The organism is Rhodovibrio sodomensis, from assembly GCF_016583645.1.
Classification (GTDB): Bacteria; Pseudomonadota; Alphaproteobacteria; order Kiloniellales; family Rhodovibrionaceae; genus Rhodovibrio; species Rhodovibrio sodomensis.
The window spans coordinates 134,330-149,005 of record NZ_NRRL01000002.1 but is presented as its reverse complement, the minus strand read 5'-3'; the positions used below and the strand labels follow the sequence as shown (position 1 = coordinate 149,005).

13 protein-coding genes and 1 tRNA gene are annotated in these 14,676 nt (G+C 70.8%); 7 read left to right on the top strand and 7 right to left on the bottom strand.

Going from position 1 to position 14,676, the window contains the following annotated elements:
* The first annotated feature begins 39 nt into the window (after positions 1–39).
* Positions 40–116: transfer RNA gene (locus CKO28_RS02480), tRNA-Met, on the top strand.
* Between the two features lie 495 nt (positions 117–611).
* Here CKO28_RS02480 and CKO28_RS02475 read toward each other — a convergent pair.
* The 4 genes from CKO28_RS02475 to CKO28_RS02460 all read right to left on the bottom strand — a co-directional run bounded on the left by CKO28_RS02475 (position 612) and on the right by CKO28_RS02460 (position 3,315).
* The gene (locus CKO28_RS02475) at positions 612–962 is read right to left on the bottom strand and encodes a hypothetical protein (protein ID WP_200338942.1); all 351 of its coding nucleotides are present in this window, start codon (positions 960–962) and stop codon (positions 612–614) included.
* A 199-nt stretch (positions 963–1,161) separates the two neighbouring features.
* Positions 1,162–1,977 (bottom strand): metal ABC transporter permease, encoded by an 816-nt coding sequence (locus tag CKO28_RS02470; RefSeq protein WP_200338941.1) that lies wholly within the window; start codon positions 1,975–1,977, stop codon positions 1,162–1,164.
* Complete coding sequence (gene znuC, locus CKO28_RS02465; protein WP_242480300.1) at positions 1,974–2,807, bottom strand: zinc ABC transporter ATP-binding protein ZnuC; 834 nt, start codon at positions 2,805–2,807, stop codon at positions 1,974–1,976. The genes CKO28_RS02470 and znuC overlap by 4 nt, the downstream gene beginning before the upstream one ends.
* Positions 2,797–3,315 carry a Fur family transcriptional regulator gene (locus tag CKO28_RS02460; RefSeq protein ID WP_200338940.1) on the bottom strand — a complete coding sequence of 173 codons (519 nt, stop codon included), beginning with the start codon at positions 3,313–3,315 and terminating at the stop codon, positions 2,797–2,799. Before CKO28_RS02460 ends, znuC begins: the two co-directional genes overlap by 11 nt.
* Positions 3,316–3,401: 86 nt before the next feature.
* Here CKO28_RS02460 and CKO28_RS02455 point away from each other — a divergent pair, with 86 nt between their 5' ends.
* The 5 genes from CKO28_RS02455 (at position 3,402) to CKO28_RS02435 (ending at position 10,117) form a co-directional block, all read left to right on the top strand.
* Entirely contained in the window at positions 3,402–4,427 is a 1,026-nt protein-coding gene (locus CKO28_RS02455; protein WP_200338939.1) for a zinc ABC transporter substrate-binding protein, read from the top strand.
* 277 nt (positions 4,428–4,704) lie between these two features.
* On the top strand, positions 4,705–7,548 hold the full coding sequence (locus CKO28_RS02450; RefSeq protein WP_200338938.1) for a PAS domain S-box protein: 2,844 nt from the start codon (positions 4,705–4,707) through the stop codon (positions 7,546–7,548).
* 262 nt (positions 7,549–7,810) lie between these two features.
* On the top strand, positions 7,811–8,335 hold the full coding sequence (locus tag CKO28_RS02445) for a PAS domain-containing protein (RefSeq protein ID WP_200338937.1): 525 nt from the start codon (positions 7,811–7,813) through the stop codon (positions 8,333–8,335).
* The gene (locus CKO28_RS28815) at positions 8,310–9,620 is read left to right on the top strand and encodes a methyl-accepting chemotaxis protein (RefSeq protein WP_200338936.1); all 1,311 of its coding nucleotides are present in this window, start codon (positions 8,310–8,312) and stop codon (positions 9,618–9,620) included. Before CKO28_RS02445 ends, CKO28_RS28815 begins: the two co-directional genes overlap by 26 nt.
* A gap of 269 nt (positions 9,621–9,889) precedes the next feature.
* Complete coding sequence (locus CKO28_RS02435; RefSeq protein WP_200338935.1) at positions 9,890–10,117, top strand: DUF3565 domain-containing protein; 228 nt, start codon at positions 9,890–9,892, stop codon at positions 10,115–10,117.
* 58 nt (positions 10,118–10,175) lie between these two features.
* Here the strand turns inward: CKO28_RS02435 and CKO28_RS02430 are convergent, their stop codons facing one another.
* Positions 10,176–10,619, bottom strand: a complete 444-nt coding sequence (locus CKO28_RS02430) for a MarR family winged helix-turn-helix transcriptional regulator (protein ID WP_200338934.1) — start codon at positions 10,617–10,619, stop codon at positions 10,176–10,178.
* A 520-nt stretch (positions 10,620–11,139) separates the two neighbouring features.
* Positions 11,140–11,886, bottom strand: a complete 747-nt coding sequence (locus CKO28_RS02425) for an SAM hydrolase/SAM-dependent halogenase family protein (protein ID WP_200338933.1) — start codon at positions 11,884–11,886, stop codon at positions 11,140–11,142.
* Positions 11,887–12,112: 226 nt separating this feature from the next.
* Here CKO28_RS02425 and CKO28_RS28205 point away from each other — a divergent pair, with 226 nt between their 5' ends.
* Positions 12,113–13,975: a GNAT family N-acetyltransferase gene (locus tag CKO28_RS28205; RefSeq protein WP_242480299.1), complete on the top strand. Its 1,863-nt coding sequence runs from the start codon at positions 12,113–12,115 to the stop codon at positions 13,973–13,975.
* On the opposite strand, the gene CKO28_RS02405 is transcribed toward CKO28_RS28205, so the two are convergent.
* A complete protein-coding gene (locus CKO28_RS02405) occupies positions 13,914–14,570 on the bottom strand; it encodes a hypothetical protein (RefSeq protein WP_200338932.1) in 657 nt (218 codons plus the stop codon). The genes CKO28_RS28205 and CKO28_RS02405 overlap by 62 nt on opposite strands.
* Positions 14,571–14,676 lie beyond the last annotated feature (106 nt).

The following is a 14,676-nucleotide window of genomic DNA, read 5'->3' as shown; positions in this document are numbered from 1 at the left end:
CGTCATTTCCGACCCGCGATCCCCACCCACAACACCCGCCGCGGGGTGGAGCAGCCAGGTAGCTCGTCAGGCTCATAACCTGAAGGTCGTGGGTTCAAATCCCACCCCCGCAACCACCGATCCCAGCACCCGTGCCAGCACCCGCCCATCCCCCGATGCGGCGGGTGCTTTGCGTGGCGAGGCGCCGCCGCGCGACGGCTCTATGCCGGCCGGCACCGCGTCGGAGAGCCGGACCCGCGCGCCGCCGGCGCGTTGATTGCGAGGGGCGACGGTGATCCCCTCGACGGGATCGGTGTCCGGCTGTGCAGGCGCGCCGTCCAGACCCACCACGCTCGCGCCGTCCGCCAAATCCCGGGCTACCCGGCAATCCAGCCCCCGGTCGCGGCGGCGCGGACTGTCTGGCCGGCGGCGCCGGCCACGTTGGCCGTCGGGAAGGTGGTATTGATGCGCGCCGCTCATCTCGGGCCGGACGGCGCTGGCCTCCGCGTCGCCGTCACCGCGGCGCCGCGTTATCCGCGCGCGGAGGCCATGCTGGGGCTGGATCGACGCGGTTGCGGACAGCTTCGGGGCGCGTGCCGAAAGCTGTAACCGCCGGTCAGCCGACCCTTGCCCTAGCGTCCGGCCGTCACCGGGCGGACCAGACAGCCGCCGAGGGCCTGCGGGTCGCCGATCAGCCAGGCGCCCCGGTCGTACAGGCGTTCGGGGGCGCTGCCGCCCAGGTCGACGATCGCGATCCAGTCGGCGAGTCCGTTGCGCACCAGGCGCATGCGCGTGCCCGCGAGGCGGCTCTGCACCTCCGCGAAGCCGACGCCCGGCGGGAAGATCGCGGCGACCTGGTCGACCCCCGCCGGCGGGCGCAGGGAGAGCGCGCCGAGCCCCAGGAAACTGGCCAGCAGCAGGGCCCCGGCCGGCATATAGGCCAGCCGGCGCCGCGGCGGGGTGGAATCGCGGTGCGCACGCATGCGCGGTGGGATACCGCGCCGGGCGTTGCCGGGCGGTAAATGCGGCCTGTCGTCCCGCGCAGTCGGTCGGGTCGGTATGGCAAGGTCCAGAGCGCCATGCTTGAAGGCCGGACCGGCCGTCAGGCTGAAGTTCGCTCAAGCTTCCCAATATGAGCGCACGGTTCAGCTGACAGATGGCTTCACCTTTCAGCATCTTGCTTTAGCTGCGCGCGAACGCGGCGCCGGCCGCGAGCGACAGCGCGAACAGCGCCGTCGCCGCGACCACCATCGCCGGGCCGGACGGCAGGTCCCACTGATACGACGCCGCCAGGCCGACGACGACCGAGACCAGGCCGACGCCGGCGGCGGCGACCGCCATGCGCTCGGGCGAGACGGCGAACCGGCGCGCTGCCGCGGCCGGGATGATCAGCATCGAGGTGATCAGCAGGATCCCCACGACCTTCATCGCGATCGCCACCAAGACCGCCAGCATCAGCATGAAGGCGAGCCGCACGGCGAGCACCGGGATGCCTTCCGCCGCCGCCAGTTCGGGATGCACCGAGACCATCAGCAGCCAGCGCCAGAGCGCGACCAGCCCGGCCAGCACGACGCCGCCGGCGCCGTAGATCCAGCCAAGATCGCGCCAGCTGACCGCCAACACGTCGCCGAACAGGTAGGTCAGGAGGTCGACGCGCATGCCCTCCATGAACGAGAGCGCGACCAGGCCCAGCGCCATGCCGGCGTGCGCCAGGATACCCAGCAGCGTGTCGTCGGCCAGGCGGTGCTGGCGCTGCAAAGCCACCAGCAAGAGCGCGACCGCCGCCGCCGCCATGGCGATGCCGAACATCGGGTCGATCCCCAGCAGCACGCCCAACGCGATGCCGAGGAACGCGTTGTGGGCCAGGCTGGTGCCGAAATAAGCCATCCGCCGCCAGACCACGAAGCAGCCGAGCGGCCCGGCGACCGCGGCGATGCCGAGCCCGGCCAGCAGCGCGCGCTGCAGGAATTCCAGCTGCACAAGCGCGGGCAGGGTCATCGCGTGCCGCCTTTGCCGTGCGGGTGGGGATCGGTGTGGCTGGCGTGCCCGTCCAGCGGCACGACGTTGCCGTGGGCGTCGTGCGCGTGATCGTGGGCGTGGCTGTAGACCGCGAGCGCGCGCGCGGCCTCCGCCCCGAACAGACGCTGGTAGTCGGGATGGCGGCTGACCGATTCGGGCGCGCCGCGGCAGCAGACGTGGTGGTTCAGGCACAGCACGTGATCGGTCTGGCGCATCACCAGGTGCAGGTCGTGACTGACCATCAGAACCGCGAAGCCGTGCGCGCGGCGCAGCTGGGCGATCAGATCGAAGAGGGCCGCCTGACCGCTTACGTCCACGCCCTGCAGCGGCTCGTCCAGCACCAGCACGTCGGGCCGGCGGAGCAGGGCGCGCGCCAGCATGACCCGCTGGACCTCGCCGCCCGAAAGCGTCGCCAGCTCGCGGTCGACCGCCTCGGGAACGCCGACCTCGTCGAGCGCGGCCGCGACGTCGGCCCGGCTGCGCCGGCGGGGCAGGGACAGGAAGCGCCCGACCGTGAGCGGCAGGGTCGGGTCGACGGCGAAGCGTTGCGGCACGTAGCCGAAGGTCGTCCCGCGCTTGCGCCGGACCGTACCCGAGGTGGGTTTGGTCAGGCCGAGCGCCACGCGCAGAAGGCTGGTCTTGCCCGCCCCATTGGGCCCGATCAGGGTCACGATCTCGCCGGCACGCAGGGTGAGGTCGACGTGCCGCAGCACGTCGGTGCGATCCAGGCGCAGACCGACGTCGTCCACCTCGAGCAGCGGCGGCCCGGATGCATCCGACCTGCGGGCTGCGGCAGTATCAGTGGGCAACGGGGTCTCCCGTCGCTCCGTCCGGCGTGCAGACCGGGCACAGGCCGCGCATCTCCACCGTCTGGCGCTCTACCCGGAAGGCGACATCGGCGGCCGCCGCGGTCAGCGCGCGGTCCAGCCGCGTGTCGACCATCTCCGCGGTCGCCCCGCACGCCCGGCAGATCAAGAAGCAGCCGCTGTGCCGTTCGCGCGGATGGTGGCAGCCGACGAAGGCGTTCAGGCTCTCGATCCGGTGGATCAGGCCGCGGTCGAGCAGAAAGTCGATCGCCCGGTAGATTGTCGGCGGCGCCACCCGGCCGCGTTCGCGGCTGAGGTCGTCGAGCAGCTGGTAGGCGCCGACCGGTTTGCGGTGGGCCCAGATCAGTTCCAGCACGCGCCGGCGGGTCTTGGTCAGCTGGCCGCCATGGCGCGCGCAAACATCTTCGGCCGCCGCGAGCGCGGCGTCGATGCAGTCGCGATGATCGTGCGCGTGCTGGTCGAACGCGGCGTGGGCCTGCGTGGCTCCCATCGTCGTCTCCATCGGGTTGACTTCGGCATGTTATAGCGTATCAATCAGATCCGTGGAATTCAATGTCCGCTCGATGGAGGCGACCCATGCGAACCGTATGCCGCACCGCGCTGTTGGCGACCGGTCTGCTGGCCGGAACGGCGCTCGCCAGCCCGGCGCAGGCCGCGCCTCAGGTCGTGGCGAGCGTGAAGCCGGTGCACAGCCTGGTCAGCGCCGTGATGGACGGGGTCGGCGAGCCCAAGCTGCTGCTCGAAGCCGGGCAGTCGCCGCACACCTACGCCCTGACGCCCTCGGACGCCGGCGCGCTGGAGCGGGCGGACCTGGTGGTCTGGGTCGGACCGGCCCTGGAGGCGTTCCTGCAGCGTCCCGTGCGCAACATCGCCCAGGACGGCGCGGCCGTCCAGCTGCTCCGCCTGGACGGGTTGACCGTGCTGCGCACGCGCCAAGGCGGCGCCTGGGCCGGGCACGCCGATGCCCACGGCGACAACGATCACGGGCACGGCGAAAGCCGCGACGCGGCCGCCAAGGCCGCGACCGGCGGCGACCGGGGCGACGCCCATGCGCACACCATCCAGGGCATCCCGGAAGACGAGGTCGACCCGCACGTCTGGCTGGACCCCGACAACGCGCGCGTGATCGTGCAGGCGCTGGCCGAGCGGTTGATCGCCCTCGACCCCGAGCATGCTGAGGCCTACCGGCAGAACGCCGAGGCGGCCCGGCAGCGGATCGCGGCGGTCGACGCGGAGGTCGCCCAGACGATCGCGCCGGTCAAGGATACGCCGTACGTGGTTTTCCACGACGCCTACCACTACTTCGAGCACCACTACGCCACGAACGCCGTCGGCTCGATCACGCTCAGCCCGGACCGCAAGCCAGGCGCGCGGCGGCTGGTCGAGATCCGCGGCAAGATCGCCGAGCTCGACGCCCGCTGCGTCTTCCGCGAACCGCAGTTCGCGCCCGACCTGGTGGCGACGGTGGTGGAGAACACGGAGGCTGAGATCGCCACCCTGGACCCGCTGGGCGTCGACCATGCGGCCGGTCCGGACGCCTACCCGAAGACGCTGCGCGGCCTCGCGACCGACCTGCGCGCCTGTCTGTCGCCCAAGAGCTGAGCGGACCGGTTGTCGTCCCGGCTGGCGCTCGGCGCGACCCGGCCGACCCCGGCGCGCACGCGCGCCGGTGCAGGTCTCCGGCGACTCGCGGCCGTTCGCCGCGGCCAACTCGATGCGCCTCTCGGGCCGCTGTCCGCCCTGGCGTCCGGCCCGTGTGACGCGATCTATCCGTTTGATCGCTCGTGTCGGGCAAGAAAGTTCGGTAACGGTTTCTTATCTATATACCACCATGATCCCGAGCGCCTGACGAAGTCGAAGATGAAGGTCCAGCCTGCGGATGTCCGTTGAGTCGGCCCACCCAGACGCCGCGCCCCCGCGCGGTCTGCTTGAGATCGTTCAGGCGATCGCGGCCGGCGAGGACCTTCGCCAGACGCTCCGGGCGCTGTGCCATCTCCTCGAAGCCGAACTGGGCCGCGAACACGGGTTTCGCGCCTCGATCCTGCACCTGGATGCGGCTGGCCGGCTGTCCGCCGCGTGCGCGCCGTCGCTGCCCGACGCCTACCTGCACGCCTTCGACGGTGTTGCCATCGGGCCCGGGGTGGGCAGTTGCGGCGCCGCCTGTTTCCAGGGCGAAACCGTGGTTTCCGAAGATATCGCCCAGGATCCGAATTGGGACGGTTATCGCGACCTCGCGCTCGCCCACGGCCTGCGTGCCTGCTGGTCGCAGCCGGTGCGCGACGCGTCCGGCCGCGTGACCGCCTGCCTGGGCATCTACAGCCCGCGCCCGAGCGCGCCCGACGAGGCCCAGCGCCGCTTTCTCAAGGAGGCGTCGAGGATCGCCGGGCTGGCGGTCGACCGGCACGTGAAGGAGCGCGAGAACGCCGCCACGGCGGAGCGCCTCAACCTGATGCTGGAGGCGAACGAGGACGGCGTATGGGACTGGGACGTATCCAGCGGCGCGGTGTATCTGAGCCCGCGTCTGGTCGCCATGCTCGGCTACGGCCCGGACGACCTGTCGGGCCACGTCAGCACCTGGGAGTCCCTGGTGCACCCGGAGGACAGGCCCTGGGTGATGCACGTGCTCCACGACCACCTGGACGGCCGCACGCCGTATTACGAGACGGAGCACCGGTGTCGGACCGGTGCCGGTGCGTGGATGTGGATCCTCGACCGCGGCAAGGTGGTCGAGCGCGACGGCGACGGCCGGCCGGTGCGGATGGTCGGCACCCACACCGACATCACCCGGCGCAAGGACCAGGAGCGCCAACTGCGCCACAACAAGGCGCGCTACAAGGCGATCATCAATACCGCCGCGGACGCCATCATCACGATGGGCGAGGACCGTCGGATCACCGAGGTGAACCCGGCGACCGCCCGGATGTTCGGCTGGGCGCCCGGCGAGCTGATCGGCCGGCCGGTCGAGGTCCTGATGCCGACCGAGGAGCGCGGCGAGCACGTCGCATGGGTCGAGCGTTACGTCGCCGGCGGGCCGGCGCGCGTGGTCGGCCTCGCCAGCCGACAGCTGACGGCGCAGCACCGGGACGGACACACGTTTCCGGTCAGCCTTTCGATCACCGAGTGGTGGATCGACGGTCAGCGCAACTTCACCGGCATCATCCGCGACATCTCCGAGGCGGTCGCCGCCGACAGCCGCCTGCGCGCCAGCGAGGCGGAGGCGCGTAAGCTGGCCCTGGTCGCCGACCGGACCACCAACGCCGTCCTGATCACCGACGCGCACAGCCGGATCGAATGGGCGAACCGCGGGTTCGAGCAGCAGACCGGCTACACGCTGGCGGAAGTGCGGGGCGCGCGGCCGGGCGACGTGCTGGCCGGCCCGGGAACCGACCCGGACGAGTTCGACCGGGTGCGCGCCCGCACCGACCGCGGCGAGGGCTACACCACGGAAATCCTGAGCTACACCAAGCATGGCCAGCCCTATTGGGTGGCGATCGACTGCCAGCCGGTGCACGACGCATGGGGCCGGATCGAACGCTTCGTCACGATCCAGAACGACATCACCCGCCACCGCGATTTGGAGCGCCGGCTGCTGCGCGCTGAGCGGGTCGCCAAGCTGGGCAACTGGGTGCTCGATCCCGCGACCCGGCGGCTCAGTTGGTCGGACGAACTGTTCCGGATCCTGGAGATGCCGGCCGACGCCGGCGAGCCGACCCTGGAAGAGGTGTTGACGTTCTATCATCCCGACGACCGCCGCGAAGTCGAGACGATGCTGGCGCACACGCTGGAAACCGGCGAAGAGCTGTCGTACCGGCGGCGGTTGTTGATCGGCGACCGGATCAAATGGGTCGATGTCCGCTGCGCCGGCGAGCTGGACGCCAACGGGCGCGTGGTCGGCGTGTTCGGGATCTGCCAGGACGTCACCGGGTCGATGGAGCGCGAGCGCGAGCTGCTGGAGGCCCGCCGCCATGCCGAGGCGGCCAACCGGGCGAAGAGCGAGTTCCTGGCGACCATGAGCCACGAACTGCGCACGCCGCTGAACGCCATCATCGGGTATACCGAAATGATGGCCGAGGAAATGCTGGGCCCGCTCGGCAACGAGCGCTATCGCGGCTACAGCCGGAACGTCCTGGAAAGCGGCCGGTACCTGCACAGCATGATCGAGAACGTGCTCAACCTGTCGCGCATGGAGGCCGAGCGTGTCGAGCCGTCGATCCAGCCGGTCGTGCTGGACGAGGTGCTGGCGCGGGCGCTGAGCATGATCCAGCCGACCGCCGACAAGAAGGGCGTGCGCCTCGGCCGCGATACGGCCGGCGACGCCGCCCAGGCGTTCGCCGATCCGCATCTGCTGCAGCAGGTGCTGGTGGCGTGCCTGGAAAATGCCGTGAAGTTCACGCCCCACGGCGGCCGGGTATGGCTCGCCGTCGACGCCGCGGCGGCGGCTGTGCGCGTGCAGGTGCGCGACACCGGCATCGGAATCCCGCAAAAGCACCTGGCCAACGTCTTCAAGCCGTTCTACCGGGTGCACGACACCGCCGCGACGTCCGGCAACACCGGGACCGGGATCGGCCTGGCGCTGGCCGACCGGCTGGCCCGTGCCATGGGCGGCCAGCTCGAGATCGAGAGCACGCCGGGCCAGGGCACGGTCGTCACCATCGCCTTGCCGACCAGCGATTCCCAGGTTGTGACCCTGCGCCGCCCGGCTTGGAGCCCGTCTCAGACCTGATTCGTACCAGTCATGCGTACGGCTATGCTTGGTATGCTTAATAAAAAATGAACGAAAGTTAAAAGCGCCAAGAAATGATTTAGATCAATGCTCGATCCCTGGCGCTGGTGCTTTCTGACCGAACTTTCGACTGGGGCAAGATTCGAGCTGGAATCACCTTATCAGCTGAATCTTTTCCTAGCTTCAACCAGTTAGGGCTACCTTCAGCTCGAAGGCCGTTGCGGCCTTCAAGCATCTTGCTCTAGCAGTCCGGAGGCGCCCGATGTCACGACCGAAGATCACCCCATCGGGCCGCGAGAGCCCGTTCGGCGTGGACGAGATCATCGTCTCCAAGACCGATCCGAAAGGGCGGATCACCTACGCCAACGATGTCTTTCTGCGGGTCAGTCACTACCGCGAGGCCGAGGTCGTCGGCCAGCCGCACAACCTGATCCGGCACCCGGACATGCCGCACAGCATCTTCAAGCTGCTGTGGGAGACGATCCAGGGCGGTGACGAGATCTTCGCCTATGTCCTCAACATGGCGCGCAACGGCGACCATTACTGGGTGTTCGCGCACGTCACGCCAAGCCGCGATGCCCAGGGCCGGATCGCCGGGTATCACTCCAACCGCCGCAAGCCGGATCCCGGCCAGATCGCCCGGATCGAACCGCTGTACCGCGATCTCCGCCAGGCCGAACAAACCCAGGGGCGGATCAAGGACGGCATGACGGCCGCGCTGAACCGGCTGCAGGACCAACTGAAATCCCGGGAAATGAGCTATGATCGCTTTGTCTTCTCCGTCTAGCGGCCTGCGGCTGGGCGTGCTGGCGATCGGGCTGGTCGCGGTCGCGGCGGTCGCCGGCGTGCTCGGCGACGGCTGGCGTGTCGTCGGCTGGGTAGCAAGCGCCCTGGCCGTGCCCGCGGTCGGCGGGGCGGTGGTGGTGCTGCATCGCATCCGCGCCGACTTGCGGGCGCTGGCCGCCACGGCCGAGCGGGTGGCGCGTCACGGCGACTTCGCCGAGCGCTTCGCCCCCACCGCGATGGGCGGGGAGGTCGCGGGCCTGAGGGCCACCCTGAACCATCTGCTCGATGTGACCGACGCGTTCGTGCGCGAGGCCGGGGCGTCGATGCAGCACGTCGCGCAGGGCAAGTACTACCGCAAGATCCTGCTACGCGGCCTGCCGGGCGACTTCCGGGCCAGCGCGGAGCGGGTCAACGCGGCGACCGACCAGATGGACGCGCGCACCCGCCGGTTCGCCCGGCTGACCGACCGGTTCGAGGAGCAGGTCCAGGCCACGATCGGCGCGGTCCAGCGCGCCGCCGAGGCGGTGTCGGAGCAGTCCGGCAGCCTGAGCCGGGCCGCGGAAGACACCTCGCGGCGCACCGCCACGATGTCGGCCGCGGCCGAGCAAGCCTCGACCAACGTGGAGACGGTCGCCGGCGCGGCCGAGGAACTGTCCGCGGCGATCGCCGAGATCACCGAGCAGGTCGGCCGGCAGGCCGCGATCGCCCGCGACGCCCGCGCCGAGGCCGAGCGCGCGCGCGGCGAAATGGACGCGCTGGTCGCCACCACCCGGGAGATCGGCGAGGTCCTGGGTCTGATCCGCGACATCGCCGACAAGACCAACCTGCTGGCGCTGAACGCGACCATCGAGGCGGCGCGGGCGGGCGAGGCCGGCAAGGGCTTCGCGGTGGTGGCGCAGGAGGTCAAGTCGCTGGCCCAGCAGACCGGCAAGGCGACCGAGACGATCACCCGCCAGATCGCCGACGTGCGCCAGGCGACCGAGCGCACGGTCGAAGCGAACGAGCGTGTCGGCCGCACCGTGGAGACGATGAGCGAGATCGCGGATTCGATCGCTGGCGCGGCCGAGGAGCAGAGCGTGGCCACGCGGGAGATCGCCAATTCGATCACCCAGGCCTCCGCGGGCGCGCGGGAGATCGCGGAAAACGTCGTCAACGTCAGCGCCGTCGCGGCGCAGACCGGCCAGTCCGCCGGCACGATGCAGCGGTCCTCCGCCGAGATGGCGGATCGGATCACCGGTCTGGAGAGCGCCGCCGGCGGCTTCCTGCAGGCCGCCCGGGCGGGGTAGGGCGCCGCGCCCGGCGGCAACCGGGATGGCTGCGGCGGTGGCGACCGGCTTTGCCGTGCGCGTCTCGGCCGCCGGCCCGTCCCGGATTCACCGCAGGTCCGGCCCCGTGCGTCCCCCCGCGCCTACGGGCCGACGGCACCCATCGAACGTGTCTGGCGCGTCAGGCCGCTTGCTGATAGGCCACGTTGGAGAGTGGAATCGGTGCGGTCCCCGCCGGCCGGCGGACGCATGTTCGCTGGCGCCCGGGGGAACACGACGTGGGAGGCCGGATGGATACGCGCCGCGGGATCCCGCAGCCGATCGTGGGTTTCCACCGTGACGAGGAAGGCCACTGGGTCGCCGAGTTGGCGTGCGGCCATGGCCGGCACGTCCGCCATCGCCCGCCGTTTCAGGTTCGCGCCTGGACGCAGAGCGCGGCGGGACGGCAGGCCATGCTGGGCGTGCGGCTCGACTGCCGGAAATGCCTGCCGGAGCAGGCGGCTGACGTGCAGGGCTGACCGCGACCGGTGTCCCGGGCCGGGTCGCCAACGGCTGCCCGGCCCCTGCGAGGCGGCGTTAGTTCTCGTCGTCCTCGATGCGCTCGGAGAGGTCCTGGCGCAACTGGGCCAGGGTCTGGCGGAAGTTGGCCAGTTGTTCTTCCGGCAGCGCCTGCAGCGCGGCGACCAATTCCTTGATCGGATCCTGCTCCAGGGCCGCGCGTCCGGCCTCGGTCAATTGGATGCCCACGTTCCGGCTGGAGTAGCGGGTCTGGCGCGCCAGGTACCCCCGCTTGACCAGGGCCGAGACCACCACCGAGGCCGACCCGGTCGTGGAGTGCCGGTGACGGGCGAATTCCGTCAGGCTCTCCCCCGGATTGTCGGCAAAAAACCGCATTGCCTGCCACTGCGCCGGGCGCAGCCCGTCCCGGAAACCGGCCCGCATATAGAGCCGCGCAACGGCTTCCAAGTCTCGCGCACAGGTTGTCATGGGCTGGTCGGAAGCGCCATCGAACGAAGGCATCAAGGTGCCGTTTCTTTTCTAATCAAAGAGTTTTATGTTGCATAGGTGGGCAAACAAGCGTCGATCTCCCGGCCAGTAACCTTGTAGCCGATATCGCCTTCAATGACAAGAGTACTGCGCAGGGTATAGGCGCCCTCAGCCCTTTTAGTTTCCTGAATATACTTACTTTTTTGTGTACGAATGCGTGAGCTATGCGCTTGACGATGTTCAAGATTTGGGAGGGTGCCGAATATAGCAAAGCGGGGCGAAGTGTAGAGTTTTAAAAGATGTTAATTTGAGCAGCCCGGCACTGCGCGCCGCGCTGACCGGGGCAGGTGCACCAGCCGGGCGAGGATCGGACAAGATTGCAGTCGGCCGGCGCGGCTTTCAGCAGCACGGGCGGAGGGGGCGCCTTCCCAGCGCCGTTAAAATGGCGTTTGGTGCTTCGCCCGTGTGTGTCGCGGTCATTACCTGCGCAGATTTGGTGTGCCGGCATACCTTTATACCAGTCGGCCCGGTCGACGGGTCCGCGCGGCCGGCGTCAGGCGTCGCCCGCCGGGGTCCCGTGCAGCGTCACCGGCGCCCCCACGTTCAGGCCCAGGTCCCGATCCGCGCGGCCCTGGTTAACCGCGACCTCGGCCAGGCCGGAGCTGTTGGCGTACCAGAGCGCGCGACCCGGGGCGACATCGGCGAAGGTGCGGGCGCGCGCGATCCGCCGGTCGCCCGCCAGCAGCTCGGCGTCGGCCGGCAGGGTGTCGGCCCGCAATCCGGTCATGGCGTTGCCGTAGCTGTCGATGTACACCACCTCGGCCAGGTCCGGCGGGGCGGTCGCGCCGACGATCCGCCCCGGGTCGATCGGCGTGCTCGGCACCGGCTGGCCGGTCGCCAGCAGGGCGGTCGCGGGCATGAACAGGTCGCGGCCGTGGAACGAGGCGGACAGGCGTTCGGGCCGCCAGTCGAGCGTCCAGGTGCGCGCACCGGGATCGCGCCGCGCCACCATCGCCAGCAGGCCGTTGTCCGGACCGACGAACCACTGCCGGTTCGCCTGAACGATCAGCGCCCGCCGGTCGGAGCCCACGCCCGGATCGACCACGCAGCAGAACGTGCTGCCGGCCGGGAACGCCGGCGCCAAGGCGGCCAGCAGATAGGCCGACCGGATCGGCTGGAACGCCGGGAGATCGGCCACCAGATCAAGGACCGGGAGATCGGGCGCCCGCGTCAGCGCGGCGGCATGCATCTGCGCCAGGTACGGGCCGGCGACGCCGAAGTCCGTGACTGTCAGGATCATGCCACCTTTTCCCTCCATTCAAGCCTCCGGCCAACGGCTTGCCGAAACTGTCCACAAGAATTTGGGCAGCACGGCTTGCAGACGCAAACTCCCGACTGGACACGAAGGGGGTATACCGCATATGGTGTTTTGAATATTGCCCTGCTCTAAATCTAGATTGTCTTTAGCGCAGGTTAATCAAGGGCTTCGACGCGCAACACACGCGGTATCAGGGGTCGATGAACGCATGAGTTGGACCGACGAACGCATCCAAGAACTGACCCGTCTTTGGCAGGCGGGCCACAGTGCCTCGGAGATCGGCAAGCGTCTTGGGGTCTCCAAGAACTCGATCGTCGGTAAGGCGCATCGGCTGAAGCTTCCCTCCCGCCCGTCGCCGATCAAGCAGCAGCAGCGCGCCGAGGCGGCCGGCCAGGCGCCGGCCGGGTCGGCAGACCAGGGCGCTCCGGCGGCCAGCGCCACGCCAGCCGGCGCCGGCCGCCCCGCGAGCGCGAGCGCGAAAGCCTCGGTCGCCCAGACCGCCAGCGCGCAATCGTCGAGCCCGCAATCGCCGAGCCCGCAGTCGTCGAGCCCGCAGTCGTCGAGCACACGGCCTTCCAATGCGCACGCCATCGCCGATCAGCCGGGCCGCGCTCAGACCGTGGCCGGTCCGAACGGCGCGCGCCGGAGCGGGGGCGGGCCGGCCGACAGCACCCAGGCCAACGGGGCATCCACCGGCGTTACCGCGCCCGGCCGTTCGGCGGCGAAAGCGGCCGCGACCGGCCCGGCCAAGACGACCGCGCCAAGTGATACAGGGGCCCGTGCGGTCAACGCTCAGGCGGGACCGGCCAGTGCCCCGGCCAGTGGCCCGGCCGTGGGCCAAGCGGCGGCGCCGGATACCGGCGCCCGCGCCGCCAGCTCCGCGGTCGACCAGCACAGCGCTCAGGCCGCCGCGCGTGCCGGTGGCGCCGCCGCGCGCAACGGGACGGCCGCGCGAACGGGCGGTCAGCGGGCAGCGAGCTCGGCGGAGGCACGGCGCAGCGGCGGGCTCGGACAGGGCGCCGGTGGGGCTACCCGGCTCGGCAGCCAGCGCGCCCGGGTCGAGCAGCGCGGCAGTTCCAGCGGCTGCCTGTGGCCGATCGGCGACCCGGGCGATGCGGACTTCCACTTCTGCGGCGCGGATCCGGTGCCCGGCAAGCCGTACTGCGAGGAGCACGCCGCGCGAGCGGGTGATGTAGGCGCGCGCCGCAGCTTCGGATCCACCGTGCCGGCCGTCGGGCACCGCCGACGGCCGGTTATTTTGTCCGAGGACGCCGTCGCCATGCCCGATCGCCCGACCCGCCCGGCACGCGCCCAGGTGAACGTGCCCAGCCAGCATGGCGTCGGCGGCCTGCCCGCCGGGCGGCCCGAGCGGCGGGTGCTGACTGGCCACTGGTGCCGGCTGGAGCCGCTGGACGCGCAGGCGCACGCGGACGCACTCGCCCCGCATGCGCTGGATCCGGCGGCGCGCGACAGTTGGGCCTACATGCCCTACGGGCCGTTCGACACGGCGGCCGACTACCGCGCGCACCTGGACCGGCAGGCGGCGGGGGACGACCCGCTGTTCTTCGCCGTGCGGGACGGCGACGCGGGCCACGCGGCGCGCGGTGTCGCCGCCCTGATGTCGATCGCCCCCGAGCATGGCCGGATCGAGATCGGCCACATCTGGTTCGCCCCCGTCCTGCAGCGCACCCGCGCGGCGAGCGAGGCGGTGATGCTGCTGGCGATCCACGCCTTCGACCTCGGCTACCGCCGGCTGGAATGGAAGTGCAACGCCGCCAACGCGGGCTCGCGCCGCGCCGCGCTGCGCCTGGGGTTTACGTTCGAGGGGATCCACCGCCGGCACATGGCGGTGAAGGGCCGAAACCGCGACACCGCCTGGTATTCGATCGTCTCGGAAGAGTGGCCGGCGGTGCGCGCGGCCTACGAGGCCTGGCGCGATCCGGCGAACTTCGACGGCCGGGGCCGGCAGAAGACCCGGCTCGCCGCGCGGACGGAGAGCGATTGGGACGCTACTCCGCAACCTCCGCCCGCGGATCGGGCCGGCAGACCTGGCGCAGGTCGGGCGACTTGACCTGCCGGCACAGCGCCGGATCGGCGCCGTTGGTGACCAGCTTGGCCAGACACGCGTCGTCCATCGGCTCGGTCGCCAGCTGACGGCACAACTCCGGCCGCCGGTAGACAAGCGCGAGGGTGGAGAGGCAGAGGTCGACCGTCACAGTCGCATCGCCGCCGGCGATCGCGTCCGCCGCGGCCCCGTCGGCCGGCGGGCCGGGCAGCAGCCGGCAGGTCTCCGGCCCGCCCGCCACCACGGCGTATTTCGCCACGCACGGCCAGCGCGTGTCGGGATCGGGCGCCTCGAAACAGACGGTGGGATCGCCGGCCTGAACCGCCCGGTCGGACAGGCAGGCCACCCGCTGGCGGATGAAGCGCTGACCCCGGCAGACGCCCGCGATGGCCGGGGCCGGCGGCTTGACCGCGGGCTGGGGCACATCGAACGGCGCCGGCCGGTCGGCGGGCGCGGCCGCGACGGCGCTGTCGGCCCGGGGCGGCGCGGTGACGCTCCGGTCGGCTGCCGTAAGCGCGAGCGGCAGGACCCCCGGCAGCACAGCCGCCGAAAGCAGCGCCGCCCGGGGCAGCAGACGGCGGAGCGGCACGCGAGGCTGCACGGCTGTAAGTCCTGGTCCCATGGGGCAGGGCGGCCGTTCGGCGATCGTGCCGGACGGGCCCTCAGGTCATAGCAGCCTAGCCGCGAAAGGGTTAGCGGGCTGTTAA